The organism is Bradyrhizobium macuxiense (assembly GCF_007993935.1).
Taxonomy (GTDB): Bacteria; Pseudomonadota; Alphaproteobacteria; order Rhizobiales; family Xanthobacteraceae; genus Bradyrhizobium; species Bradyrhizobium macuxiense_A.
In genome coordinates this window covers 56,423-81,549 of the sequence record NZ_VITY01000007.1, presented here as the reverse complement: position 1 = coordinate 81,549, position 25,127 = coordinate 56,423, and the positions used below count along the sequence as shown (strand labels likewise).

22 protein-coding genes are annotated in these 25,127 nt (G+C 63.6%); 16 read left to right on the top strand and 6 right to left on the bottom strand.

Annotated elements, in window-relative coordinates; genetic code table 11:
• Positions 1-11 precede the first annotated feature (11 nt).
• On the bottom strand, positions 12-1,271 hold the full coding sequence (locus tag FBZ93_RS19410) for an ABC transporter substrate-binding protein (RefSeq protein ID WP_146987565.1): 1,260 nt from the start codon (positions 1,269-1,271) through the stop codon (positions 12-14).
• Positions 1,272-1,442: 171 nt separating this feature from the next.
• Here FBZ93_RS19410 and FBZ93_RS19405 point away from each other — a divergent pair, with 171 nt between their 5' ends.
• The 5 genes from FBZ93_RS19405 to FBZ93_RS19385 all read left to right on the top strand — a co-directional run bounded on the left by FBZ93_RS19405 (position 1,443) and on the right by FBZ93_RS19385 (position 7,417).
• Complete coding sequence (locus tag FBZ93_RS19405) at positions 1,443-2,939, top strand: AMP-binding protein (protein ID WP_146987564.1); 1,497 nt, start codon at positions 1,443-1,445, stop codon at positions 2,937-2,939.
• On the top strand, positions 2,936-3,577 hold the full coding sequence (locus FBZ93_RS19400) for a TetR/AcrR family transcriptional regulator (RefSeq protein WP_146987563.1): 642 nt from the start codon (positions 2,936-2,938) through the stop codon (positions 3,575-3,577). Before FBZ93_RS19405 ends, FBZ93_RS19400 begins: the two co-directional genes overlap by 4 nt.
• Positions 3,574-4,350 (top strand): SDR family NAD(P)-dependent oxidoreductase, encoded by a 777-nt coding sequence (locus FBZ93_RS19395; RefSeq protein ID WP_146987562.1) that lies wholly within the window; start codon positions 3,574-3,576, stop codon positions 4,348-4,350. The genes FBZ93_RS19400 and FBZ93_RS19395 overlap by 4 nt, the downstream gene beginning before the upstream one ends.
• 9 nt (positions 4,351-4,359) lie before the next feature.
• Positions 4,360-6,282, top strand: coding sequence for a flavin-containing monooxygenase (locus FBZ93_RS19390; RefSeq protein WP_146987561.1), 1,923 nt, complete (start codon positions 4,360-4,362; stop codon positions 6,280-6,282).
• Positions 6,283-6,787: 505 nt separating this feature from the next.
• Positions 6,788-7,417 carry a 2-hydroxychromene-2-carboxylate isomerase gene (locus FBZ93_RS19385; protein ID WP_146988114.1) on the top strand — a complete coding sequence of 210 codons (630 nt, stop codon included), beginning with the start codon at positions 6,788-6,790 and terminating at the stop codon, positions 7,415-7,417.
• Positions 7,418-7,456: 39 nt separating this feature from the next.
• Here FBZ93_RS19385 and FBZ93_RS19380 read toward each other — a convergent pair whose 3' ends face one another.
• Together FBZ93_RS19380 and FBZ93_RS19375 are read right to left on the bottom strand one after the other, a co-directional pair.
• Entirely contained in the window at positions 7,457-8,467 is a 1,011-nt protein-coding gene (locus FBZ93_RS19380; protein WP_146987560.1) for a glutathione S-transferase N-terminal domain-containing protein, read from the bottom strand.
• Complete coding sequence (locus tag FBZ93_RS19375; RefSeq protein WP_146987559.1) at positions 8,464-9,960, bottom strand: M81 family metallopeptidase; 1,497 nt, start codon at positions 9,958-9,960, stop codon at positions 8,464-8,466. Before FBZ93_RS19375 ends, FBZ93_RS19380 begins: the two co-directional genes overlap by 4 nt.
• Before the next feature lie 187 nt (positions 9,961-10,147).
• Here FBZ93_RS19375 and FBZ93_RS19370 point away from each other — a divergent pair, with 187 nt between their 5' ends.
• Positions 10,148-10,942 (top strand): class II aldolase/adducin family protein, encoded by a 795-nt coding sequence (locus FBZ93_RS19370; protein ID WP_146987558.1) that lies wholly within the window; start codon positions 10,148-10,150, stop codon positions 10,940-10,942.
• Between the two features lie 328 nt (positions 10,943-11,270).
• Positions 11,271-13,067 (top strand): WG repeat-containing protein, encoded by a 1,797-nt coding sequence (locus FBZ93_RS19365; RefSeq protein ID WP_146987557.1) that lies wholly within the window; start codon positions 11,271-11,273, stop codon positions 13,065-13,067.
• 30 nt (positions 13,068-13,097) lie between these two features.
• Here the strand turns inward: FBZ93_RS19365 and FBZ93_RS19360 are convergent, their stop codons facing one another.
• A complete protein-coding gene (locus FBZ93_RS19360) occupies positions 13,098-14,030 on the bottom strand; it encodes a LysR family transcriptional regulator (protein WP_146987556.1) in 933 nt (310 codons plus the stop codon).
• Here FBZ93_RS19360 and FBZ93_RS19355 point away from each other — a divergent pair.
• Both FBZ93_RS19355 and FBZ93_RS19350 read left to right on the top strand, forming a co-directional pair.
• Positions 14,023-14,469 carry a hypothetical protein gene (locus FBZ93_RS19355; protein ID WP_246667559.1) on the top strand — a complete coding sequence of 149 codons (447 nt, stop codon included), beginning with the start codon at positions 14,023-14,025 and terminating at the stop codon, positions 14,467-14,469. The two genes, FBZ93_RS19360 and FBZ93_RS19355, sit on opposite strands and share 8 nt — an antisense overlap.
• Before the next feature lie 43 nt (positions 14,470-14,512).
• Positions 14,513-14,986: a hypothetical protein gene (locus FBZ93_RS19350; RefSeq protein WP_146987555.1), complete on the top strand. Its 474-nt coding sequence runs from the start codon at positions 14,513-14,515 to the stop codon at positions 14,984-14,986.
• 43 nt (positions 14,987-15,029) lie between these two features.
• Here FBZ93_RS19350 and FBZ93_RS19345 read toward each other — a convergent pair whose 3' ends face one another.
• On the bottom strand, positions 15,030-15,677 hold the full coding sequence (locus FBZ93_RS19345) for an invasion associated locus B family protein (RefSeq protein WP_146987554.1): 648 nt from the start codon (positions 15,675-15,677) through the stop codon (positions 15,030-15,032).
• 387 nt (positions 15,678-16,064) lie between these two features.
• On the opposite strand from FBZ93_RS19345, the gene FBZ93_RS19340 reads away from it, so the two are divergent.
• The 7 genes from FBZ93_RS19340 (at position 16,065) to FBZ93_RS19310 (ending at position 23,387) form a co-directional block, all read left to right on the top strand.
• A complete protein-coding gene (locus tag FBZ93_RS19340; protein ID WP_146987553.1) occupies positions 16,065-16,529 on the top strand; it encodes a GNAT family N-acetyltransferase in 465 nt (154 codons plus the stop codon).
• 307 nt (positions 16,530-16,836) lie between these two features.
• Positions 16,837-18,426, top strand: coding sequence for an ABC transporter substrate-binding protein (locus tag FBZ93_RS19335; protein WP_146987552.1), 1,590 nt, complete (start codon positions 16,837-16,839; stop codon positions 18,424-18,426).
• A gap of 60 nt (positions 18,427-18,486) precedes the next feature.
• A complete protein-coding gene (locus FBZ93_RS19330; protein WP_146987551.1) occupies positions 18,487-19,422 on the top strand; it encodes an ABC transporter permease in 936 nt (311 codons plus the stop codon).
• Positions 19,423-19,489: 67 nt separating this feature from the next.
• A complete protein-coding gene (locus FBZ93_RS19325; RefSeq protein ID WP_146987550.1) occupies positions 19,490-20,311 on the top strand; it encodes an ABC transporter permease in 822 nt (273 codons plus the stop codon).
• Positions 20,308-21,288 (top strand): ABC transporter ATP-binding protein, encoded by a 981-nt coding sequence (locus FBZ93_RS19320; RefSeq protein ID WP_146987549.1) that lies wholly within the window; start codon positions 20,308-20,310, stop codon positions 21,286-21,288. Before FBZ93_RS19325 ends, FBZ93_RS19320 begins: the two co-directional genes overlap by 4 nt.
• Complete coding sequence (locus FBZ93_RS19315) at positions 21,281-22,291, top strand: ABC transporter ATP-binding protein (RefSeq protein WP_146987548.1); 1,011 nt, start codon at positions 21,281-21,283, stop codon at positions 22,289-22,291. Before FBZ93_RS19320 ends, FBZ93_RS19315 begins: the two co-directional genes overlap by 8 nt.
• A gap of 58 nt (positions 22,292-22,349) precedes the next feature.
• A complete protein-coding gene (locus FBZ93_RS19310) occupies positions 22,350-23,387 on the top strand; it encodes an AI-2E family transporter (protein ID WP_146987547.1) in 1,038 nt (345 codons plus the stop codon).
• On the opposite strand, the gene FBZ93_RS19305 is transcribed toward FBZ93_RS19310, so the two are convergent.
• A complete protein-coding gene (locus FBZ93_RS19305; RefSeq protein ID WP_246667558.1) occupies positions 23,384-25,105 on the bottom strand; it encodes a metallophosphoesterase family protein in 1,722 nt (573 codons plus the stop codon). The two genes, FBZ93_RS19310 and FBZ93_RS19305, sit on opposite strands and share 4 nt — an antisense overlap.
• Positions 25,106-25,127 lie beyond the last annotated feature (22 nt).

The following is a 25,127-nucleotide window of genomic DNA, read 5'->3' as shown; positions in this document are numbered from 1 at the left end:
TGACATGTGGATCAGGTGTAGCCCTTGCTCTTCTTCCACTCGGCTTCGAGTTCGAAGATGGTCTTCCAGTCACCGGCCTTCACATCAGGCACATAGGGCTCCTGCGGGATCGTGGTGCCCCAGCCGATCGCGTAGCCGACCAGCGTGTGGTCGTCCGCCCGCATCGTGACGGTGCCATCGGCGCCGAACGGGCACTTGATGGTGAGCCCGGTGAGGACTTCCGCGACCTTCTTGCCGTCGGTCGAGTTCGCCTTCTTGACGGCTTCGTTGAGGAACATGACCGCCGTCGCGTTCTGCCAGGACCAGTTGGTCGGGTACTCGTTGTACTTCGCCTTGTAGGCATCGCCCCAGGCGGCATTCTCCGGCGTCGCCGGGAACGTCTTGATGTAGCGGTCGCCGGAGTGGATGCCCTTCGGCAGGTTCTTCACCACCGTGAGCGCGGTGTAGTCGGCCATGTTGACCGCGAACACCTCCATCTGGGTGAACAGCGCGTAGATATTGGCCTGGTCGATATAGGAGGTGAGATCGCCGCCCCACAGGCAGGAATAGAGCGCCTGCGGCTTCGCCTGCAGGATCTTGGTCACCACCTCGGTGTAGTCGGGCTGGAACAGTTTTGGCCAGGACTCGCTGATGACCTCGACGTCAGGCGCGAATTTCTTCAGGTACAGCACGAACTCGCCGGTGGTGTCGCGGCCATAGGCATAGTCGGGCGAACAGGTCGCCCATTTCTTCAGCCCCTTGGCCTTGGCGATCCCTGCCGCGTAGCCGGCGCCGACGATCGAGTCATGAATACCCTGCCGGACGCAACGGAAGGCGTTTGGTATGTGCTGCTTCGGATCGGCCGTCAGCGACGACGCTTCCGAGCAGGTGTGGATGCAGAGCACGCCGAGGTCGCGCGCCACCTCGTGAACCGCGAACGATCCCGACGATGCCTCACCGTCGAGCAGCATCTCGCAGCCGTCGGTGTTGACGAGCTCGCGCGCGATACGCGCGGCTTCCTGCGGCTGTCCCTTGGAGTCGCGGATCACCATCTCGATCTGCCGCCCGGCAAGGCCGCCGGCGGCATTGACCTTCTCGACTTCCAGCATCACCGCGTTGCGCGAGGATGTGCCGAGCTGCGCGACGCGACCCGACAGAATCGTCGGCATGCCGATCTTGATCGTCTTCGCCTGCGCGCGCGCCACCCATGGCGCGGCAAAGGTCACCGCACCGGCGCCCATCAGCGCAAGCGTCGAGCGCCGGCTGATGCCCGGTTTCCGGGTCCTCGTCATACTCCCCTCCCTGTCGGGTTCGCGTTCCCAAAAATCCCTTGCGGAGATCGTTTCGTCTCCATGGCCATGATGTTTTCAGAGCAAGGGGGGTGACGTCAAGCCAAATATGAATTACGACTCATAGTTCATCAAGGGAGAAAACGGCGCCGGAGTTGGCCCGACGAGCGGCAAATGATCAATCTTTCCAGCTTCATCGCATTTCATGCCAGGCGGACGCCGGACCGCTGTGCGCTGAAATATCGCGGCGAAGACATCTCCTATGCGGATTTTGACCTGCGGATCCGCCAGGTCGGCAGCTGGCTCGCGATGCACGGGATTGCGCCCGGCGATGTCGTCGCCGTTTTGATGAAGAACAGCACCGCCTTTCTCGAGCTGGTGTTTGCGGCCAGCCATATCGGCGCGGTGTTCCTGCCGATCAATTATCGCCTATCGGCCGATGAGGTCAGCTACATCGTCGGCAATTCCGGCGCGCGCCTGCTTGTCGCCGACGAGGAATTTGCTGCGATTGCGACCGGCGACGCGCCGGTGGTGCCGTTGGGTGAAGTCGCGCAATCCAGCGTCACCAACCTTGCGCCCGACATCGCGCCGGCGCCGATGCATGTGCGCCAGCCGAGCGACCTGATGCGGCTGATGTACACCTCAGGCACGACCGATCGTCCCAAGGGGGTGATGCTCACTTACGAGAACATCTACTGGAAATCCGCCGACCAGACCCTGGTGCTCGGATTGAACGCCGACACCCGGCTGCTCGTCGTCGGCCCGCTCTATCATGTCGGCGCGCTCGATCTGCCCGGCATCGCCGTGCTCTGGCACGGCGGCATGCTGTGCATTCACCGCAGCTTCGAGCCCGAGCCGGCGCTTGCCGCGATCGAGCGCGAGAAGCTGAACGCGGCATGGTTCGCGCCGGTCATGACCACGGCCCTCCTCACCTGCCCGAATCGCGAGCGCTACGATGTCTCCAGCCTGCGATGGGCGATCGGCGGCGGCGAGAAGACGCCGGAGGTTCGCATCCGCGCCTTCTCCGACTATTTCAGGAATGCGCGCTACATCGATGCCTACGGCCTCACCGAAAGCTGCGGCGGCGACACCTTCATGGACGCCGGCCGGGAGATCGAGAAGATCGGCTCGACCGGCCGCGCCATCGCCCATGTCGAGATCGATATCCGCGACGACACCGGCAAGCGCCTGCCCGCGGGCCAGGATGGCGAGATCTGCCTGCGCGGCCCGAAGGTGACGCAGGGCTACTGGAAGGATCCCGAGAAGACCGCGTCCGCCTTCTTCGGCGACTGGTTCCGCACCGGCGACATCGGCTATCTCGACGACGACGGCTTCCTCTATCTGACCGACCGCAAGAAGGACATGATCATCTCCGGCGGCGAGAACATCGCCTCCTCCGAGGTCGAGCGCGTCATCTACGAAATCCCCGGGGTGCGCGAGGTCGCGGTGATCGGCCTGCGGGACGACCGCTGGGGCGAGAAGCCGGTCGCCATCGTGGTGCTGGCGGACGACGCAAGGCTCGATCTCCCTGATCTCACCGACTTCTGCCGCGCGCGGCTGGCTGCCTTCAAAGTGCCGAGGCAACTCATCATCCGCGACAGCCTGCCGCGCAATCCATCCGGCAAGGTGCTCAAACGCGTGCTCCGCGCCGAACTCGAGGCCTCCGCATGACACAAGCGACACCTGCCAAGGTGACAAAGCTCAACCGGGTCGAGCGCAACGCTTGGACCAAGCAGAAGATCTTCGACGCCGCGACCAAGATCGTCGGCAAATATGGCTATGCCGAAGCCTCGGTCGCCCGCATCACCGAGGCCGCCGGCGTCGCGCAGGGCACCTTCTACAATCATTTCGAGAACCGGCAGGAGCTGCTCGATCAGCTGCTGCCGAAGATCGGCCTCGACATGGTCCGCTTCATCCATGCGCGCACCGGCACCGCCAGCGAGGCCCGGCAGGAGATCGAGCGCTTCAGCGCCTTCTTCGATTTCATCCGCGAGGTGCCGGAGTTTCTCCGCATCCTCAACGAGGCCGAGTTCTTCGCACCGACCGGCTACCAGAAGCATTTTGACAACATCTCGAACGCCTATGTCCGGATCCTCCAGCGTGCACGCGCGGCCGGCGCCACCAACACCTTCAGCGACGAGGAATTCGAGGCCATCGTCCAGGTCCTGATGGGCGCGCGCGGCTATCTCAGCCGGCGCTATTCCTATTCCGAGCAAGGCGTCACCGCCGTGCCCGACTATGTGATCACGGCCTATCAGAAGCTGGTCACGCATGGCCTGTTCAACAGCAACGTAGGGAAGAAGCGATGAGCGTTGACGGCACCATCCTCATCACCGGCGGCAGCCGCGGCATCGGCGCGGCGACCGCGACGCTGCTTGCCAATCAAGGGCACCGCGTCGTCATCGTTGACATCGCGCCCGAACCGCTGGTCGGCACGAACGCCATCCTCTGGCCGGCGCCGTTCGACGTCGCAAGCGAAGCCGCTGTCGTCGCCGGCATTGCCGATATCGAGAAGGCGCACGGCCCGATCACGGGCCTCGTCAACGCGGCCGGTGTGTTCGGCAAGATGCACACGATCGACCGGGTGCGGATGGAGCAATGGGACCGCGAGGTCAATATCGACCTGCGCGGCACCTTCCTGGTCGCGCGCAGCGTCGGCATCGGGATGGCGAAGCGGCGGCAGCACGGCGCAATCGTCAACGTCGCTTCCGTGGCCGGCATGACGTCGGGCCCGATCCACGCCTATACCGCGGCGAAGGCCGGCGTCATCCAGATCACGCAGACGCTCGCCGCCGAATGGGGACGTAGCGGCGTGCGCGTCAACGCGGTATCGCCCGGCTTCACCCGCACGGCGGCGCTCGAGGCCGGCATCGCGTCAGGCGCCCTGAACAAGGATCTGCTGGCACGCCCCACCGCAATGAACCGGCTGGTCGAGCCGATGGAAGTGGCGCAGGCGATCGCCTGGCTGCTCTCACCGCAGAGCAGCGGCGTGACCGGCATCAACCTGCCGGTCGATGCCGGCTACATCGCGGGCACCACCTGGGCCGCCTATGGCGGTTTGCCGGACGCACCACGGAGCTGAGGACAACGCATGAATATCGAGCTTCCGCGCCAACACCTCGACCTGTCCTCCGCCATCGCCGAAGGCGACATCCGCGTGCTGCTGATGGTGCTGGTGCACATGACCGGCGACGAGAAGTGGCTCGAGCCGCCCTACAAGCCGAAGCGCGACGTCCGCCTGATCCCCGATCCCGACGCCGGCGTGCCGAAGGAGATCCAGGACGAGATCCGCGCGGCGGCCCTGAACCTGTTCGCGAACGGGACGCCAAAGCCCGTCATCACCGATCCCGGCGATGAGCTGATGCTGCGGATGATGCGCGCAACGCTCGGCGAGAACGTCGCGCCCGAATATGCCCCGCTGATGCGGGAGGAGATGGGCTTCGTTCCCCGCGAGGCGCGCTGGCGCGAGCGCCCGTCCGGCGAGAAGCTGGTGCAGCAGCATGTCCTGATCGTCGGCGCCGGGGTCTGCGCGATCGCGCTCGGCGTTGCGCTCGGGCGGCTCGGCATTCCCTACACGATCGTCGAGAAGCAGGACGAGATCGGCGGCACCTGGTACGTCAACCGTTATCCCGGCTGCGGCGTCGATACGCCGAACCACTCCTATTCGTTCTCCTTCGGCGCCCGCAATCCGTGGACCCGCTACTTCGCACAGCGCCAAGAGCTGCTGGACTATCTGCTCAACGTCGTGCGCGAACACGATATCCGCAGACACGTCCGCCTCTCGACCGAGCTCGTCGCTTCGCGCTGGGACGACGCCAAGCGGCGCTGGGTCTCGACGCTGAGGACCGCGGACGGCGAAGCGACCTTCGAGTCGACCGCGCTGGTCAGCGCGATCGGGCAACTCAATGATCCCCTGCCCGCCCGTTTCGACGGCGACGAGGATTTCGCCGGCCTCAAGGTTCATTCGGCGCTGTGGTCCGACGACATCAAACTCGACGGCAAGCATGTCGCCGTGATCGGCACCGGCGCGACCGCGATGCAACTGGTGCCGTCGATCGCCGACCGCGTCGCCTCCGTCACCGTCTACCAGCGCACCGCGCAGTGGGCGCGGCCGGTGAAGGGCTATTCCGATCCGATCACCGACGGCGCGCAGTGGCTGCTGGCGCATCTGCCATTCTATGTGCAGTGGTATCGCTTCAACATGTTCTGGCGCTACGGCGACGGGCTGCTGCCGTTCCTGCGCAAGGATCCGGCCTGGCCGCATCCCGAGCGCGCCGTCAACAAAGGCAACGACCGGCATCGCCAGGAGCTGGCCGAGTTCATTCTCTCCGAGCTGAAGAATCGTCCCGATCTGATCGAGAAGTGCATGCCGACCTATCCGCCCTACGGCAAGCGCATCCTGCTCGACAACAACTGGTTCAAGACGCTGACCAAGCCGAATGTCGAGCTGGTCACCGACAAGATCGATCATTTCGCGGCTGACAGCATCGTCACGGTCGACGGCATATCGCGGCAGCACGACGTCATCGTGATCTCGACCGGCTTCAAGGTCTCCGAGATGGCGGCGCGTCTCAACATCACCGGGCGCGAGGGAAAGAACCTGAAGCAGGTCTGGAGTCATGACAATCCGACCGCCTATCTCGGTCTCACCGTGCCTGACTTCCCCAACCTCTTTCTGATGCTCGGGCCCAACTCGGGACCTGCGCATGGCGGCAGCGTGATCTTCCAGTCGGAATGTCAGAGCCGCTATATCTCCGCTTGCCTGGTCGAGATGATCGAGAACGACATCGCTGCGATCGACGTCGATCCCGACGCGCATGACGAATACATCCGCAACGTCGATGCCGAGCATGAGCGGTTGATCTGGACGCATCCGGGCATGACGACCTACTACCGCAACAGCCGCGGTCGTGTGTTCTCAGCAATGCCGTGGCGATTCGTCGACTACTGGAAGATGACGCACGATCCCGACTTCACACAGTATCGAAAGACCAAGGCGCGACAGGATTCCTGACCTGAATTCCCTTGTTCGTTAACTTGACAGCAGGCCATAACTGCCGCAGCATTTCCGTGACTGCACCTGTAGGGGTGCTGGAGCGCCTGCTCCTCGCGTCGCAGGAATTGACGGACGATTATGGGATCGGCCGCCAGGCAGCAGAAGCGGACAGAGGTCCGTCGGCCCACCCTTGGAGAGGAGCATGACGCCACCGGCGAAAGCCAGCGACCTTGCTCAGCGGCAAGGTCTCGGTGCACGTGAGGCGAACAGCAGCTGCTAGCTGCGTGCACTGCCGACAATCTGTACATATCCGCAGGACGAGAGCGCAAAGGCCAAGCGCTTTTAGGTCCCGAAACACCACTGGTCTACACCAGAGATCCTTCGCTAAAACGAAGTAGCAGGGCCCCGCGATGCTTGACTGCACCGGGGCCCGTTCGTTTGCCTGCGATCTCCCCGTCGTCACGCCGCATTGCGCCACCGCCTGCGATCAGGAACAATCGTTCTGACGGGGAGAGGAACGATGATGGAAAAGCCGAAGGTCCGAATCTACACCGACTACAAGTCTCCCTACGCCTATGTTGCCAACAAGCGGCTGTTCGAGCTCGAGGAAACCTACGGCGTCGAACTGGAATGGCTGCCCTACACGCTGCGCATTCCCGAGTTCATGGGCACGGTGGAAGAGCGCACGCCGCACTTCTGGCGCAAGGTGCGCTACGCCTACATGGACGCGCGGCGGTTCGCCAACGCGCAGGGACTCACTATGAAGGGCCCGCGCCGGATCTACGACGCCTTCTACGCCAGCGCCGGCATGCTGTTCGCGCAGCGGCACGGGCTGTTCCGGCCCTACCATGACACGGTGTTCCGGAAGTTCTGGAACCATGAGCTCGAGATCGACGAGCTGCCGGAGATTGCCGGCGTGATTGCCGCGATCGGTGGTTCCGCTGAGGCGTTCGAGACCTATGTTCACGGCCCTGCCCGCGCCGAACACGATCGCATCATCGACGAGGCCGAAGCGCTTGGCGTGTTCGGCGTCCCCAGCATGGTGTTCAACGGGGAACTGTTCTGGGGCGGCGACCGCATCGACCTGCTGATCGAGCGGATCAAGAATCCGGAGACGATCGCCGCAGCACTCGGGAGCAGGCACCGGACCTAAGCTCACGCTGATTTGAACCTGCTTGCCTTCCCGGATCGATCAGCCTCCATTCAGGACGGCCCAGCACCCCGTGCGCTCCAGGACGGGCTTCAACGCAATGCGATCGCCGGCACCGAGCGCGGCGAACTTCTTGCGCAACTGCTGCAGGCACTTGACCTGATATTTGAACGGCGCCAGCGCGTAAGGCAGTCCCCAGACGTTGATCTCGAGGCGAGCGAGGCCTTTCGCGAATGCATCCGCATTGGCGGCGAGGAACGGCAGATAGAGTTCGCCCGCGATCCGCAGCAATGCTTCAGCGAACCCGCCAAGCGCCTGCTCGCGCGAATACCAGGCGCCCTCGACACCGGATGCGTCGTCGAGCCGCCGCACCCAGTGATCGGTGAACGGCGCGTGCTCGCGCATGATCCGCATCGGGGTCGGGTCGGTCGCCATCTCGCTGAGTTGTCCGAACCAGGCGAAGTCCGCCAGCGACGGCCGGCTGCCGAACAGATAATTCGTCATGCCGACATGCGGCTCGAACGCCGCCAGCGTCCGCCGATAGCTCTCCTCGAGCAGCGGCCTATTCTCGTCCGTCGCACCGAGAATGCTCATGCGCGAAATCTGCCGCTGCCGGAACTCCTCGATCTCCTCCCGGCTGCCGGCCTCGGCTTCCGACGTCGACCATTCCTCGCCCGCCCAGCGCGAGACGTAGGCCTGGTCTTCCGGATCCCACCAGCGATAGAGAAACAACGGCTTCACCGCCCATTCATCGGCGAGGTCCTCGAGCAGATCGCAGACGAATGCGACCGCCTTGTCCTCGGGGATCACCGAGCGCCCCTGGTGGCGCGCTTCCAGATCATAGGCGAGCGTCGTGGTCTCACCGCGATAGCTGCCGTCGGGATATTGCAGCACCGGGATCAGCATCGGCTTCAGATGCGCGGTCGCCGCGCGCAGCGCCTTGCTCATGATCACCCAGTCGTGCGGGATCCGCCGGTAGCGCATCAGTGCGCGCAGCTTGATCGCATAGGGCGACGCGGTCGAACCGATCAGGCGATAGCGCCCCCCGGTCATGACGATGCCTCCGGAAACGTCGGATTGCCGTACGGATAGTACCGCGTCAGGTCGACATTCCTGTACGGCAACTTGTCGAGACGCGTCGTGCCGAGGAACGGTTGCTCCGGCTCGACCAGCAGGATCGTCTTGGCAAAGCCATTGTCGTCGAAGCCGCGCCGGAAATGTACCCGCGACTTGATCGCCATCACCTCAAAGCTGCCGATGTCGGGCACCAGCGCCTTCAGCGAGAACGGCTCCATGATCTGCACCAGATAGGTGGAGAGTATCAGCACATTGTTGCGGCCGAAGCGCACGCAGACCCAGAACTGGCCGTAGCCCTCGCCCGCAGCCGAGATGGTGCCTTGCATCCGAACCGGATCGCCCGCCGACTCGTCGGCGCCGCCACCGATCTCCATGTCGAAGGCATCGCCGGCCTTGGCGCCGGCCGCCTTCAGGCTTGCCGTCGCTTTGGCATCGGCAATGGTTGCAATCACGGTGTTGGCGAGGTCCTGCGCGATGATCTCGCGCAGCAGCCAGGTCGACGATCCCGACCGGTCGCTGTGATCGGCAAGCACCACCGGCGTGTTGCGGTCAGCGACGGCCTGCTTCGCCAGCGCAACGCCCTCGGTGATGCTGTGGAGTTTCGTCGATTGCAGCAGGGCCTCGCGCAGCCGCCAGATCGTGCCGGCGAGATCGCGCGCGATCTGCTCGGCGACCTTCGGGTTGTCGTTGGTCAGGACCTGCACGGTCATGCCGACATCCGGTACGTCGGCGAACGGGAAGCCGAAGAAAATGTTGACGTAGACGTCGACCTCGCGGGCCTCCCACACCAGCGCGCGCTGCACGAGATCCATCCAGGGACGCGCCCCGGTCCATTGCAGCACGCCGGGCGAGATCACGGGAACCTTGATCGTCTTGTGCGCCGGCCGGTAGTCGCCGCGGATCGCCCGCACCAGCATGCGCGCCGCGCGCTCGCCCTGCAGATGCGCATCATAATGCGGGAAATATTTGACGGCGAACGCCATGTCCGCCTGTTCAAGGAACGCCTCGTCCTCGTTGCCGTGAGGATCGAAGGTTGCGGCGATGAACGCCGAGCGGCCGATCACCTCGCGCACCTGCCGCGCCAGATCGGCCTCCGGCCGCGGCACGTCGCGCACGGCCATGGCGCCATGCAGGCACAGATAGACGCCGTCGAACGGCCCCTCCTCCTTGAGCCCGGCAATCATCTTGCCGGTGAAGGTCCGGTAGGCTTCCTGGGTGATCCAGCCCGATCCGGTGTAGGTCTTCGGCCAGAGCGGGGATTCGATGCCGACCAGTTCGACCTCGGAGAATTCGCGCGCCACCTGCACGAAGCCGCCCATGTAGTTCTTGGGATCGAACTGCAGCAGCGCCTCGCCCTTGGCCGGCGAGCCCGGATAGATGAAGTCGTCGAGCGTGGTCTCGTTCGGCAGGAACGAGACGGTTTCGTGGGAGAAATGCAGGACGGCGATACGTATCTTGCGATCGCTCATTTTGATGCGCCTCGGCTGTTTTCCGCATAGTGGCATCGAAGCCGCCGCGCGCCAATCCGCATTCGGTTTTTACCCGCCAGACCTGCAAATACGCAGACGCGTCACGGCTTGCCACCGCGCGGATTCTGCTATGTTCCAGGCCAACAATCGGGCCCCGGCCTCGCAGACATCTCAAGGAGAGAACGCCATGAATCCCCCCGTCAGCTCGCCCGCGATCAAGGTGGTCAAATCCGTCCGCGAGCAGGTGAGCGCCGAGGAGTGGCAGGCCCGCGTCGATCTGGCCGCCTGCTATCGTCTCACCGCGACGTACGGCATGACCGAGATGATCGCGAACCACATCTCCTGCCGCGTGCCCGGCACCACCGACCAATTCCTGATCAACGCCTACGGCATGCTCTATGAGGAGATCGACGCCTCGAGCCTGATCAAGGTCGACGTCGAGGGCAACACGCTGCTCAACGCAACCGACTATGACGTCAACGTCGCCGGCTTCGTCATTCACAGCGCCATCCACATGGCCAAGCACGACATGGACTGCGTCGCGCACACCCATACGCCCGCCGGCATGGCGGTCTCGGCAATGGAATGCGGCCTGCTGCCGCTGGCGCAGACCTCGATGCGCTTCCTGCACATCGCCTATCATGACTTCGAAGGCATCGCCGATAATGTCGACGAACGCGAGCGGCTGGTCCGCGACCTCGGCGACAACGAGGCGATGATCCTGCGCAACCACGGTCTGCTGGTGGTCGGCCGCACCGTGCCCGCCGCCTTCAACGTGCTGTTCCGTCTCGAGCGCGCCTGCCAGACCCAGGTGATGGCGCTGTCCTGCAACACCAAGCTGGTCTATCCGCCGCAAAACATCCTCGAAGATACCTATGAGCGGATGCTGCCCAAGCCCGGCCGCGCCGCGCGCAACGGCGAGCTTGCCTGGCCGGCGCTGCTGCGCAAGCTCGACCGGGCGGATCCGTCGTATCGGGATTGAGGCGCTCGAGCGCACCCCCATGACCGGTGTCGTCCCTGCGAAAGCAGGGACCCATACTCCGCGGCGGGGGTTGTGAACGGGACTCGTCGTTCCGACGTAGCTCAACAATAACCGTTCGTGGTTATAGGTCCCTGCTTTCGCAGGGACGACAGCGGATGTGGCGCGGCCCGTGGGTCGACCGCGACGCCGCACCGCCATGCCTTGTTCGCGCCATGAAGTAACTGACCATTCAGCACGACACCCGAACAGCTCTCACCACACCGAGCGATAAGTTAGACTCCCCGAAATCGAGCCGCGGCTTCGAACGTGCTGCAATGGAGCTCTGCCTGTGAACACCTGCTTCCGTCTGTTCGCTTGCGCCGTCATCCTGATTGCCACGGCGCAAAACGTCGCTGGACAATCATCCGCGCCTTTGCCTGCCACCATCGGTTCGGAGGCGGAAGCAGACACGCTGGAGAACCTGGCGCGCAAGGAAGGCGACGCACTGATCCCGACATGTCGATTTGCCGCCGCCCGATGCGGCTATATCGACCGCCATGGCACCACCGTCATCGCCCCACAGTTTGATTGGGGCGATCGCTTCGTCGCCGATCGGGCGCTGGTTCGCGGCGCCGGAAAGTACGGCATGATCGACGCGACGGGGCGCTACGCAATCGCTCCAGTCTACGATTCGCTGAGCAAGCTGGATCATGGTCTGGCGTTGGCGCTCGTTGAGGGTCGACTGGGCGTGATCGACGAGAATGGCGGATCGGTCGTGCCGGTAGAGCACGGAGCGATCGTCCGCCTCTCCCAGGATGCTTTCCTTGCCGCGGAGCCCCCTTACGTCAGGATGGGCGGAAGCTTCGCCTGGCTCGACGCGTACTCGATCGCTCATGCGCCCGGCAAGCGCTGGGGCATCGTCGCCCGCGGCGGCAATTGGATCGTGCGGCCCACATTCACGCAGGTGAGCTTGCTGTCGCACGACCTGACCGGATTGTTCTGGGCGGCGGACGGTACGCATGCTGATGCCCGATGGCAGTTGATGGGCCTGAATGGAATCCCGGTCAACGGTGAGCTTTTCGATCATGTGCAACAGATTCAGCGGGGCCAGGATCGCGCCATCGTGCGCCGCGGCAATCGCTGGGGCGCTGTCAACGGCAGGGGAGAGATCGTCGTAGCTCTGAAATTCGATTGGCTCGGCTATTTTCGCGACGGCTGGTCGCCCTATCGGCTGGCCGGACGTGAAGGACGGATCGACCGCGACGGAAACATCCTCAGCGATGCAGCCGCCCAACCTTCGATATCCAACAGCAAGCTCGGCGCGACCGTGAACGACAAGCCGCTCTATTTCGATCAGGCCGGTACAAGGTTGCTCGGCGCCGACGATCAGAGGTGCCCTGACGGTCGCCACCTGCGCTTCGAGCAGGGACACCTGACGATCTTGGCGGCCGACGACCGGCCTGCGCCCGACATCCCGTTCCAGTACGTACAGCTCGCTTGCGACGCACCTTCGATCGTCCAGCACGACGCCAAATGGGGCTTCATCTCGATCGACGGCAAACTGCTCGCGGACCGCTATTTCGATCAGGCCGACGCATTTCACGGCGGGATTGCATCGATCCGCGATCACGGACTTTGGGCCGTCATCGGGGAAGATGGATCATTTCTGCTGGGCCCGCTGAAGCTCGCGAGGGGCACGTTCATCAGCGGTACGGGGGAATACGGCATCGAGCTCGAGGCAGGCTACAGGACACTCGACAAGGCCCTCGTCGCCGAGTTGGCGAAAAATCCCGATATCCTGACACGACATCTTCCGCAACGTCCGTACTGGTCCGAAGGGCTTGCCGCGCGGTTCGACGACAGCACCAGCAAATGGGGCTTCATCGATCCGACCGGAAAATTCGTCATCGCACCGCAGTTCGACGCGGTGGACAGCTTTCGGAACGGCGCGGCCTGGGCGGCATTTCCCGACCGCCGTGAATGGTGCCAGATCGACAAGGCGGGCCATATCAAGCCGGATACACGGTGCCGATGCGGCCAGCCGCTCATCATCATCGAGCATTACTACCCGCCACCCGACGCTTGTTACGACGACGGCATTCGCATCGTTCGCGGCTTTCCTGTGGTGGGCGGAACAGCCAGGTGACACCGATCGCAGGGCACGCAGCGCGCGGGCTCACAGTTCGGCTGCCAGCTGGACCACCTGGTTTCGCAGCCAGGCATGGGCGGGATCGTGATCGTAGGAGGCGTGCCACAACAACGTCGCCGGCATCTCGCTCAGCTCCACCGGCGGCGGGCTGAGGCTGAGCCCGAGCTCAGCGGAGAAGCGCGTGGCCAGTCGTGCTCCCATGGTGACGATGACGGGCGCCTGCGCCACCAGGTGCGGGACGGTGAGGAAACGCGGCGTGGTGAGCGCAACCGTGCGCTGCAGGCCGAGCTTGTCGAGCGCTTCGTCGACGATGCCGCGCACGCTGCGGGCAGGCCGCAGGCTGGTCAGCACGTGCGGAAGCCGGACGTAGTCCTCAAGCGAGATCGGAGGCGTGATACCAGTCTTCTCGGCATTGAACATGCACACGAAGCGCTCGGTCAACAGCGTGCGCCGCTTGTGATGCAATTGTCCCTGCGGGAGCGGCCCATGGGCGACTGCGAGATCCAGCTCATCGGCGTCGAGGTCATCAAGCAGCCGGGACGAATCAACATTATAAAGCCGGAAGTGAACGCCAGGTGCGATCTGGCGCATGCGCGCCAGCAGAGCCGGCATGATCAAAATTTCCATGCTGTCGGATAGTCCGAGCCTGAACGTCCGCACCGCTGTGGCCGGATCGAAGGCCTGATCGCGCAGCACCACCGCCTCGACCTGAGCAAGCGCGCTCCGCACCGGCTCGCGCAGGGCCGCCGCGCGCGGGGTGAGGCGCATGCCGTCGGCCCCCCGCGTGAGCAGCTCGTCACCGAACAGCTCGCGCAAGCGGGCAAGGTTGTGGCTCATCGCGGATTGGCCAATCCCGACGCAGGCCGCCGCCTTCGTGACGCTTCGTTCGGTCAGCAGCGCATCGAGATGAACCAGCAGATTCAAGTCGATACGACCTAAATTAACGGTATCGATGGCCATTATCGATCTCATCTCTTTGATCGATGATCATAGCCTGACCATCTCCTTCGGCAAGGGAGCAGACGGGCCACCGCCCGCCGCCCAAGTTCACCCCAAGCCAACGGAGGATCCCATGTCGATCCGCAGCACAATTCTCGCCGCCACCTTTAGCCTGGCCTCGCTGGGCGCCGCGCACGCAAGCACGCTCAGGCCGATCGAAGGTCAAAGCGTTCGTCTCGGCGACCTCGCCGGCATCGTCTACTACACCGTCGAGCGCGATGGATATCGCGTCGTGACCACGCTGGCAGAGGGCGCGGCCGGGACGCCGATCCGCTTCGTATCGGTGCTTGCGCCCGGTCAGCGCGCCCTGCTCTCGACTCCGAACCAGGCAGACGCATTGGAGATCAGCCGAAGCGGCGACGGCCTGACCGTCCGCACGTCGGGCCCAGTCTCCAACTAGTTCCGACACCGCCGTCTTTCCGTCACTTGTGCAGGAACCCCAGATGTCCACGATCCGCCTTCATCGAACGACGAGCCTGACGCCTGAGCAATACGTAGCCGGCCTCACCGACTTCGGCCCGGGCCGCTCCAAACTGTTCGGCAACAGTGCCGATGCCTATCTCAAGGTGCATGATCGCGGCCCCGCCGACGCCGACGTGACGGAAGGCTCGGGCGGCATCTGGGAGCGCTTGTACTACGATTGGTCCGACCCCGATCACGTCGTCCTGACGACGATCGACTCCAATGTGTGGGGCGGCGCGTCGGGCCATACCTACAACTTCACGCGCCGGCCCGACGGCACCACCGATATCGACGTGATCGTGGTGCGCGACGGCAAGAACCTCAGGGGATGGATCCTCGGCCTCGTGCTCCGCACCGTCGGCCGAGGCGTGCTGGTGAAGGCGTTCGAAAACTCCGTCACGGCGATCGAGGCCCGCAATGCTGCCGCGAATGATGGCGATCGGTTCGCCGCGTAAATAGCCTTGCGGCCTCGCGCAGGCCGCGCTCGCGACGCGCCGGTCAGCTGCCAAGTTGAATGGTGCGCTCCAACGCCGCGGCGAAGCCGTTGAGCGGCACATTGAAGACGACCGCCTGCCCGGTGTTGATGTTCTGCGCGGCGACGGTGAGCGTCTTGCCCTTGCTCATGGTGTCGGTCACAACAGTGGGAAAGGACACCGGAAGCAGACAGCCTTGCGCGGTGCAGGTGGAGAAGCGCGTCTGCTCCAGGTCCTTGCCGTCAAGCTTGACGACGGCCCCGGCGTCGAGCTTGAGCCCAAATGGCATCAACATGTTGCCTTCGGCCTTTCCGTTCTGTGGCAGCAATTCGATGGCGAAGACTTGCTGGTTGGTCTCCTTGGAGGTCTGTGTCTGACCGAGGGTGCACAGCCTTGCTCCGCCGTCGAGCTGACATTTGACGATCCAGTCTCCGTAGGTCTCGCTCATCGCGGACGCACCCTTGGGAAGCTGCACGGGGCGGACCGCGCCATCCATCGCCAATGTCTGGCTCCGCGTGTCGATCGGAACAGAGACGATCCCTCCGCTGGCGTCCGACATATCGGGCGTTCGAGCGGCGTGCGCCGAGCCGATGCCGGCCGTGACGGCGAGAGCAACGATTGCCCGAAGACGTCTGTCTGCTGCACCGCCCCTCGCTGCGCTGACCTTCACCATGCGTTCACCCCGTCTCATTACGCCTCGAAGCCGATTTCGCTTTACGTGGGTAAATTTCCCACATAGAGGAGACACATCTACTTGGAGAACCTCGGACATGCAAGAGATTATCGCCGCCAGCGTGATTGTTGCGATTGTTGCATTCTGCGGCGGGTATTTTTGGGCCATCGCGCGTGAAGTCAGGGCCTCGAACAGGCAACGGCGGAAATGACGCAGCATGGGTGGAGCGCAGCGATACCCATCCTGCGCGATTTGCCCGCCGCGTGTTTCTTACAAAGGCGCGATGAGATCAGCTTGAACCGTCATCGCGCTTTAGTTTCTGGTTTAAGCATGATCTTTTCGGAAAACCGCTTCGCACTTTTCTGGATCATGCCTTAAGGTCGCCGGATGGACATGCTCGTCAAGCTCTATGCCCTGCCCGATTCCCGGCCCGCCTACGATCGATTGCAGCAGGCCGGAATTGTGATGCGCCGCGCGCTCGCCCCCGAAAAGCACAAGGTCACAGCCTGGGTGCGGGAGACCTTCAGCGAGGCATGGGCCAGCGAAACCGAGGTCGCGTTCAGCCGCGAACCGGTTTCCTGCTTCATCGCGATCCAGCAAAAGAAGATTCTGGGATTCGCCTGCCACGACGCGGCCTGCCGCAACTTCTTCGGTCCGACCGGCGTCGCGCCAAAGGCCCAGCAGGGCGGCATCGGCAAGGCGCTGCTGTTCGCCTGTCTCGAGGACATGAAGCACCAGGGCTTCGGCTACGCCATCATCGGTGGCGTCGGGCCGGCAGACTTCTATGCGAAGGCCGTCGGCGCGGTGGCCATCGAAGGCTCCGCGCCAGGAATTTATCGGGGACTGCTGTAGATGGCGGGTTGCGCTTCGCTCGACCGATAGCAGCCTGCGTTCGAACCCTGCCTTGGCAGATTCAGAACGGAACCCGAAATCCGTTCAATCGCAATCGCTTACATACAAGCAAAAGTTGCACTGCGGTCGATGCCACCGCATCGCAGATGCACGCCACGCGCTGCGCGTCCGTGATCCCGCTCTTCGCATCGAGGCGGCACAATTATTTGGTGCCGGTCGCCATCGACACGACATGAGGACCTTGCGCTGGACATGCCGCCGATGGTCAACTCGTTGATCGGAATGTTCCTGCATCGTTGGGGGAAACATGAAGTTCAAGTTGATTGCGATCGCGGCCGGCCTGGGGTTCGCACTCGCCGCCACAGCGGCGGCCCAGACACCGCGCAAGGGCGGGACCATTCGCATGACGGCGCCCTACGGCTCCAGCTTCACCAGCATGGACATCCACACGACACCACGCGCCCAGGACGAGATCTACGCCAAGGCCCTGCACCGGTCGCTCTACATCTGGGACTCCACCGAGGGCAAGCCGGTTCTGGAACTTGCCAAGGAGGTCGCCGTCTCGGGCGGAGGTCTCGTTCATACCTTCAAGCTGCGCGACGACGCCTATTTCCACAACGGCCGCAAGATGACGGCGGACGATATCATCTGGTCCTACAATCGCATCATGGACGGCACCAAGGCCTATCCCGGTGCGCGCTTCGTCCGCATCATCGAGGGCGCGTCCGAGGTCGAGAAGGGCCAGGCCAAGGCCATCTCCGGCCTGAAGAAGATCGACGACTTCACCCTCGAAATGAAACTGACCGAAAAAGTCGATCCCGCCTTCTATTTCTTCACCGCGTTGACCTCGATCTATCCCGCCGACGAGGGTGCCAAGGAGAGCTTTATCCAGAAGCCGATCGGTCTTGGTCCATTCAAGTTCGTCGAGCACGTGCCGGGTTCGCGTATCGTGCTGGAACGCTGGGACCGGTTCTACAAGCCGGGCAAGCCATACGCCGACAAGCTCGTCATCTCGCTGATGGGCGAAGCCGCGGCGCGCGACGTCGCCTTCCGCAACAAGGAGATCGACACCTCGGTGCTGGGGCCTGCACAGTATGTCGCCTATCAGGCCGACCCTGATCTCAAGGGCACCATCGTCGAGGTCGCCGAGGTCTTCACGCGCTATATGGGGATGAATCCCGCCTTCAAGCCGTTCTCCGACAAGCGGGTTCGCCAGGCCATCAACTACGCGATCGATGCCGATCTGATCATCAACAAGCTGGTCAAGGGCAAGGCCTATCGCGCCACGAGTTGGCTGCCCTTGACGTCGCCCGCATACGACAAGGCCATGAAGCCCTACCCGTATGATCCCGCGAAGGCGAAGCAATTGCTGGCCGACGCGGGATATCCTACGGGCTTCGAATTCGAATGGACCACCAGTCAGAATGAAAGCTGGGGCCTGCCGATCGTCGAGGCCGCGATCCCGATGCTGGACAAGGTCGGCATCAAGGTGAAGGTCAAGCAGGTCGAGACCGCGGTGCTGGCGGAGGTCATTCGCAAGGGCGACTTCCAGGCCTTCATCTATTCCCAGGCGACCGGCCCGGATCCACAGGCCGCGCTCAAATGCTTCCACTCGGCGACGCCGCAATCGGCCTGCAACTACACGAACTTCAAGAACGCCGAGTTCGACAAGGTGATCGACGAAGCCGGGCAGAGTGACGACGCTGCCAAGCGCGTCCAGCTGCTGCAAAAGGCGAATGCGCTGCTCCATGACGAAGCACCGGTCTGGTTCTTCAACTACAACAAGGCGGTCATGGCGGTGCAGCCCTGGCTCAAGGGAATTCAGTTGGACGCGACCGAACTGACCCATCAGAACGTCGAGGACCTCTGGGTCGACGAGACCTCGCCCGCGAAGTGACAGGTGCCATCGTCCTCCCTCCATCACGAGACATGATGGAGGGAGTGAGGAAAACGTCCAATGCTCTCCTTCGCGATCCGTCGAGTCCTGCAAACCATTCCGACCGTGCTGGCCGTCGTGCTGCTGATCTTTGTGCTGTTCAGCGTCGTCCCGGGCAGCATCGTGTCGAGCATGGGCGACGACGGTCGGGGCCCGACCGACCCGCAGGTCGTGGAACGCATGAAGAAGCAGCTCGGTCTCGACGATCCCGTTTACGTGCGCTTCGGCTCCTATATCGCCAAGCTCACGACCGGTGATTTCGGCACCTCGTTCCGGACCCGCGAGCCGGTCACGACGATGATCGCCAAACGGATGTGGCCGACGCTGCAATTGATATTCGCAGCCCTGGCTTTCGCGGTTGCGGTCGGCGTACCACTCGGCTTCATCGCCGCACTGAGGCCGGGCAGCATCGTCGACACGATCTCGATGGTGCTGGCGGTATCAGGCCTTTCGATGGCCAAGTTCTGGCTCGGGCTGCTGCTGATGTATCTGTTCGCATTGAAGCTCGGCTGGCTACCGAGCTTCGGCTACGGCGATGGCGGGCTCAAATATCTGCTGCTGCCCGCCGTGACGCTCGGCGTCTCGCCGATGGCGCTGCTGGCGCGGACAACGCGTGCGGCGGTACTCGAGATCATGACCGCGGATTTTGTCCGCACCGCACGCTCGAAGGGCATGAGCGAGACCCGGGTCGTGACCTGGCACGTAATGCGCAATGCCCTCGTCATCATTCTCACGGCGATCGGCCTGCAATTCGGCGTCGTGATGGGCCAAGCGGTCGTCGTCGAGAAATTGTTCTCCTGGCCGGGCATCGGCTCGCTCTTGGTCGACAGCGTCCTGCAGCGCGACATTCCCGCGGTGCAGGGCACCATTCTGGTGGTGGTGCTGTTCTTCCTCGCCGTCAATACGCTGGTCGACCTGCTCTATGGCGTGATCGACCCCAGGATCAGATACGCATGAGCGGCCGTCGGTTTCACCATACCTGTGCACGACGGACCGTGCGACCCGTCACGGCGGAGCGGCCGCGATGAAGCTTGGCACCAGCGCGATCATCGGCGGGACGCTGTTCGTGCTTGCGATCTTCGTCGGCCTGTTCGCGCCCTGGCTGGCACATACCGATCCGGTCATGGGCGCCAACCTCATGAATGCGGAAGAGCCACCGAGCTGGATCTGGTGGTTCGGTACCGATGCGCAGGGCCGCGATATCTATTCCCGCGTCGTGCACGGCGCGCGCATCTCGCTGACCGTCGGCATCGTCTCGCAGCTCGTCAACAGCGTCATCGGCGTGACGCTGGGCTTGACCGCGGGCTATTGGGGCGGCTGGTGGGACGATGTCGTCAACGGGCTGACCAATGTCATGCTCGCGATCCCCTCTCTGATCTTCGCACTCGCCATCATGGCGGTGCTTGGACCCGGCCTGACCAGCCTGCTGATCGCGCTCGGATTGACCAACTGGTCCTTCACCTGCCGGATCGCGCGGGCCTCGACACTGTCGCTCAAGAGCCAAGGCTATGTGCAAGCTGCGAGAGTGCTGGGCTACGGAGATCTGCGCATCATGATCACGCAATTGCTGCCGAACATGATCGGTCCCATCATCGTCATCGGCACGCTCGGCATGGGCGGCGCGGTGCTGGCCGAAGCCTCGCTCTCGTTCCTTGGCCTCGGCATCCGTCCACCCTATCCCAGCTGGGGCAGCATGCTGTCGGAGGCGCGCGACCAGATCACCACGGCGCCATGGCTGTCGGTCTTCCCGGGCCTTGCGATATTCCTGACTGTGCTCGGCCTCAATTTGCTGGGCGACGGCTTGCGCGATGTGCTCGATCCCCAGTCGCGGAGCCGGCGCACATGACGGCCGCTCCGCTGATCGAAGTCGAGGATCTGCGCATCGATCTCGACGATGGCGCCAAACTTGTTGCAGCGGTCGAGGGCGTTTCATTCCGCATCGATCGGGGCGAGACATTCGGCCTTGTCGGCGAGTCCGGCTGCGGCAAGAGCATTACGGCGCTTGCCCTGATCGGCCTGCTGCGCCGGCCGCTCTCGATCGCCGCCGGCGCCATCCGCTTCGAAGGCCGCGAGATCCAGGGACTTTCAGCGGCCGAGCAGCGCGCGCTGCGCGGCAACCGGATCGCAATGATCTTCCAGGAGCCGATGACGGCGCTCAATCCGGTCTCGCCGGTTGGCCGGCAGATCGCGGAAATGTTTGTGCTGCACAAAGGCAAAAGCTGGCGCGAGGCAAACCAGCTGGCCGTCGAGGCGCTGGCGAATGTCCGCGTCCCCGCGCCGGAGCGGCGGGTGAAGGACTACCCGCATCAGCTCTCGGGCGGCATGCGCCAGCGCGTGATGATCGCCATTGCGCTGGCATGCGATCCGGATCTTCTGATCGCCGACGAGCCGACCACCGCGCTCGACGTGACGGTGCAGGCGGAGATCATCGAGCTGATGCGCAACCTGTGCGCCGAGCGAGGCACCGCGATCCTGATGATCAGCCACGACCTGGGCCTGGTCGCCAATGTCTGCCGCCGCGTCGGCGTGATGTATGCCGGCCGCATCGTCGAGGAACGCGGCTCGGACGACATCTTCCGCGCCGGCGCGCATCCTTACACACAAGGGCTGGTCGACTCGCTGCCACGGCTGGGGAGCCGCGCGGCGCTTGGCCGGTCGCGGCTCAGGGAGATCGCCGGCGTCGTACCCGCGATCGCGGATTTCCCAGGCGGCTGCCGATTCAATCCGCGTTGCGCGCTGGCGACCGAGATCTGCCGGACCACCGTGCCGGAGACGACATGGCTCGGTGCAGGCGGCCTCGTCAGGTGCCACCACCATGCTTGACCCCGCGGTGAGGCCTGGCGACGACGTCATCCTCAGCGTGAAGGATCTCGCGGTGCATTTTCCGCTTGGCGGCGGCCTGCTCGGCGGCCATCGGCTGCTGCGCGCGGTCGACGGCATCGATCTCGAGCTCAAGCGCGGTGAGTGCCTGGGTCTCGTCGGAGAATCCGGTTGCGGCAAGTCGACCGTCGCCCTTTCGCTGCTCGGGCTGCTAACGCCGACGCGGGGCAGGATCGTGCTGGACGGGCACGTCGTGACGGAGCGGCGGTCGGTCGATCGAAAGCGATTGGCCCGTATCGCCCAGATGGTGTTTCAGGATCCCTACGCTTCGCTCAATCCACGCCAGACCGTTCGCCGCACGCTTGAAGACCCGTTGCGCCTGCATGGCGTGACGGCCCAGAGCGAGATCGACGGACGCGTTGCCGAGATGCTCAGGCATGTCGGCCTGCGGCCTGAACAGGCCGGCCGCTACCCGCATGAATTCTCGGGCGGCCAGCGCCAGCGCATCGGCATCGCCCGCGCGCTGATCCTCAATCCGAAGATCGTCATCTGCGACGAACCGGTATCGGCGCTCGATGTCTCGATCCGCGCCCAGATCATCAACCTGCTGCTGGAATTAAAGGAGAGCCTCGGTCTCTCCTACATCATGATCAGCCACGACCTCGGCGTGGTCGAGCACATGAGCGACAGGGTCGCGGTGATGTATCTCGGCCGCATCGTGGAGACAGGCGGCTGGCGCGAGATCTTCGAACGGCCGGCGCACCCCTATACGCAAACCCTGATATCAGCGATTCCCGATCCGCTACGCCGCGCGCCGCTGGCGACGGCAAGGGGCGAGCTTCCCAATCCGCTCGATCCGCCGGACGGATGCGCATTCAGTCCGCGCTGTCGTTACGCCGAAGCGGTGTGCCGTCGCGAACCCGGGCCCTCGCTTGAAACGCGTCCGGACGGTCACGCAGTGCGGTGCTGGCGAGCCGACGAGATTGCCGGTCAGCTTCCAAGCTGAATGGTGCGCTCGAGGGGCGCATTTGCCTGCGGGGCGCGTTTTCCACTAAGGTCGCCGGATGGCGACAGGCGGGTTGAAGATCACGACCGGCATCATTGCCGCGGTACTGGTCACTGCGGCGGTGGCTCAGGCGCGCAGCGTGCTGGCCCCGCTTGCGGCCGCGCTGTTCATCATCGCGATCGTCTGGCCCGTTCAGGAACGGCTGCAGTCGTGGCTGCCGAAACTCCTCGCGCTCGCCATCACCGTCGTCGTTACGACCACCGCCTGCATCGCATTTGCCTCGCTCGCGGCGTGGGGATTCGGTCGTGTCGGGCGTTCCTTGCTTGCGGATGCGGTGCGATATCAAGCCCTCTACGACGCCGCGGTGATATGGCTGGACGGCCACGGCATCTCGTTTGCAGGCCTTTGGGCGGAGCATTTCAATGTAGGCTGGCTGCTGCGCGTCACGCAGTACGTCACCGGCCGCGTCAACACCACGTTGAGTTTCTGGCTCATCGTGCTGGTCTATGTCGTTCTGGGACTTCTCGAGGTCGAAGACGCTGGTCGACGAATAGAGCGACTGGAGAATCGCACAGCCGCGCGCGTTTTGCTCAAGGGCAGCAAGGCCACGGCCGCCAAGTTTCGCAAATATATGCTGGTGCGGACGCAGATGAGCGCGGTCACGGGTCTCCTGGTCGGCCTGTTCGCCGCCGTGACCGGACTGCCATTCGCGTTCGAATGGGGCGTCATCGCCTTTGTCCTCAACTACATTCCTTTCATCGGCCCGTTCATCGCGACATTGTTCCCCACGCTGCTGGCCATGACGCAGTTCGAGAGTTGGCCAGCGGTATTTGGTGTGTTCGCCTGTCTCAACGTCATCCAGTTCGTGGTCGGCAGCTATATCGAACCGCGGGTGGCCGGCTCGACGTTGTCGATCTCGCCGTTCCTGGTGCTGTTTGCGATCTTCTTCTGGAGCTCGCTTTGGGGCCTGTTCGGGACTTTCATCGGCGTGCCGATCACGCTCGCTATTCTGACCTTCTGTGCCGAGAGTCCGTCGGCCGCATGGATCGCTGATTTGTTCGGCGGAACGCACGAAGAAAGGCCGGAAACGCCTTAGCTTCCGGCAATTTCAACCCGCTCGGGCTGGGCGAGGCAGAGCTTCCGGTCCGGCCCGACCACCATTCTGTGGATATAGAAATAGGTGACCGCATCATCGGCCGCCCCCATCACCGGCGACGGGGCCGAGACGATCTTCGACGCACCGCAGGTACCGATCCAATCGATATGCCGGTGACCGTGCATCACGACCGAGCGATCGGAAAACTTTTGCAACCTGCGTACAAACCAACTCCCGTTGATCAGGGCCGTCCCGATGCGTTCGGCAAACGTCTTGACCGGCATCGGATACTCCATCAAGTGATGATGCAGCGCGATGATCCAGCATGCCGTCGGGAAATGACGGATTGCAGCCTCCAATCGCCGCGTTTGCGCTTCCGAAACCAGACCGAGCGCGTTGGTGAAGGAAAAGTGGGTTTCTGCGTTGGAGTTGAGAATGGCGATCCCGAGGCCGCCATCCCGGTCCGGCGGCAGGATCATCGGGAATTGGTCATCGAACAAGCCGCGGACCGCCACTGCACGGCGCACACCCCCGTGCTGCGCAAATTGCACTATCCGGTCTTGGTAAGGTGCCAGCGCCTGGTTCAGCGTAGCCGATGGTTTGCCGGAATCGTCGATGACACGCACGCGATCGCCCTGGACGGCCGCAATCGCCGACAGGGTACGCATCTGCCGTAGCCGCTTGCCTGGGCTGAACGGCAGGTCGAGGCGCGCGGGATTCGCGCGATCCACGACGTTAACGTCATGATTGCCCGGAAGCATGATGATGCGTGCTGCAAGCTCAGGGTGACCGGCCAATGCATCGAGAAATTCCGCCCATTCGCCGGGCCGGCCGGCATCCGTCATATCGCCGCTGATCAGCACATGGTCGAGTGGATCGACGCCGTGAATTTCGGCGAGGCGAGCCAGCACGCGATGGAAGCGCTGATTTCCCCGCGGACCGGCCGTCCCGCTTTCGATGCGGAAGCCGTATCGCTCGCCGACCACGTGAAGATCCGACAAATGCGCAAGGCGCCAACAGCGGCCTCCGAGCGGCGTCGCGTCGAAGGCGGCAAGGTCGGCCGGTTGATCCATGCTGGCGTCGGCAACACTCCAGGCCAGTGATGCGACCGCAAGATAGCTGGACACCAGTACCACGGCGTTCGCGAACGTCGGCACCACAAGACGATGGATCAGAACAAGGTCATTGACGGTCGCAGTCCATTGCGAAGCAGGCCAGGACAGGACCGCGATCAATACTGCACCTGCAGAGAGCAGCATGCCGGCGCCGATCGAACAATTGCGGCGCAGCCTTATGCGAGAAGCAGGAGTTGCGCCGGTTCGCCAGCGCAGTTCCGCCAGATGGCCCAGCGCCTCACGCGTGAAGGTGTAGCTCGGTTGCACCGCGAGCGCGTTCAATGACCAGAAGTTTGTTTCTGCGATTTGAAACAGCGGTCGCCCGCCGAGCCACCCTAACGCTGCGATCACAACCAACGCCAGCACGGCCCCCACTTCGGACAACGCCAGAACTTGTTGCGAAAGGCTCGAGATCCAGGCGGACGCGACCAGCGGCGCAAGGCCGAGCAGCAGACCCGGAAGCAGAAGTGAAACCGTCCAGGCGAATAACAGCTTCGCCGGGCTTATCTCAACCAGAAGGCTGCCCACGATCGCGAACAACGAACGCTGTTCGGGACTGGCGGCATTGTCCTCAAAGTCGCCATCGCGGGGATCAAGCAGCACGCCGACGTTCCTCCGTTGCGCA

What these genes read in the sequence shown, in the direction of transcription:
- FBZ93_RS19315 (WP_146987548.1), top strand. Translation starts at nt 21,281, where the DNA reads ATGCTTGACCCCGCGGTGAGGCCTGGCGACGACGTCATCCTCAGCGTG.
- FBZ93_RS19390 (WP_146987561.1), top strand. Translation starts at nt 4,360, where the DNA reads ATGAATATCGAGCTTCCGCGCCAACACCTCGACCTGTCCTCCGCCATC.
- FBZ93_RS19375 (WP_146987559.1), bottom strand. Translation starts at nt 9,960, where the DNA reads ATGAGCGATCGCAAGATACGTATCGCCGTCCTGCATTTCTCCCACGAA.
- FBZ93_RS19405 (WP_146987564.1), top strand. Translation starts at nt 1,443, where the DNA reads ATGATCAATCTTTCCAGCTTCATCGCATTTCATGCCAGGCGGACGCCG.
- FBZ93_RS19355 (WP_246667559.1), top strand. Translation starts at nt 14,023, where the DNA reads ATGGCCATTATCGATCTCATCTCTTTGATCGATGATCATAGCCTGACC.
- FBZ93_RS19410 (WP_146987565.1), bottom strand. Translation starts at nt 1,271, where the DNA reads ATGACGAGGACCCGGAAACCGGGCATCAGCCGGCGCTCGACGCTTGCG.
- FBZ93_RS19385 (WP_146988114.1), top strand. Translation starts at nt 6,788, where the DNA reads ATGGAAAAGCCGAAGGTCCGAATCTACACCGACTACAAGTCTCCCTAC.
- FBZ93_RS19400 (WP_146987563.1), top strand. Translation starts at nt 2,936, where the DNA reads ATGACACAAGCGACACCTGCCAAGGTGACAAAGCTCAACCGGGTCGAG.
- FBZ93_RS19330 (WP_146987551.1), top strand. Translation starts at nt 18,487, where the DNA reads ATGCTCTCCTTCGCGATCCGTCGAGTCCTGCAAACCATTCCGACCGTG.
- FBZ93_RS19335 (WP_146987552.1), top strand. Translation starts at nt 16,837, where the DNA reads ATGAAGTTCAAGTTGATTGCGATCGCGGCCGGCCTGGGGTTCGCACTC.
- FBZ93_RS19310 (WP_146987547.1), top strand. Translation starts at nt 22,350, where the DNA reads ATGGCGACAGGCGGGTTGAAGATCACGACCGGCATCATTGCCGCGGTA.
- FBZ93_RS19350 (WP_146987555.1), top strand. Translation starts at nt 14,513, where the DNA reads ATGTCCACGATCCGCCTTCATCGAACGACGAGCCTGACGCCTGAGCAA.
- FBZ93_RS19380 (WP_146987560.1), bottom strand. Translation starts at nt 8,467, where the DNA reads ATGACCGGGGGGCGCTATCGCCTGATCGGTTCGACCGCGTCGCCCTAT.
- FBZ93_RS19395 (WP_146987562.1), top strand. Translation starts at nt 3,574, where the DNA reads ATGAGCGTTGACGGCACCATCCTCATCACCGGCGGCAGCCGCGGCATC.
- FBZ93_RS19340 (WP_146987553.1), top strand. Translation starts at nt 16,065, where the DNA reads ATGGACATGCTCGTCAAGCTCTATGCCCTGCCCGATTCCCGGCCCGCC.
- FBZ93_RS19370 (WP_146987558.1), top strand. Translation starts at nt 10,148, where the DNA reads ATGAATCCCCCCGTCAGCTCGCCCGCGATCAAGGTGGTCAAATCCGTC.
- FBZ93_RS19325 (WP_146987550.1), top strand. Translation starts at nt 19,490, where the DNA reads ATGAAGCTTGGCACCAGCGCGATCATCGGCGGGACGCTGTTCGTGCTT.
- FBZ93_RS19360 (WP_146987556.1), bottom strand. Translation starts at nt 14,030, where the DNA reads ATGGCCATCGATACCGTTAATTTAGGTCGTATCGACTTGAATCTGCTG.
- FBZ93_RS19320 (WP_146987549.1), top strand. Translation starts at nt 20,308, where the DNA reads ATGACGGCCGCTCCGCTGATCGAAGTCGAGGATCTGCGCATCGATCTC.
- FBZ93_RS19345 (WP_146987554.1), bottom strand. Translation starts at nt 15,677, where the DNA reads ATGGTGAAGGTCAGCGCAGCGAGGGGCGGTGCAGCAGACAGACGTCTT.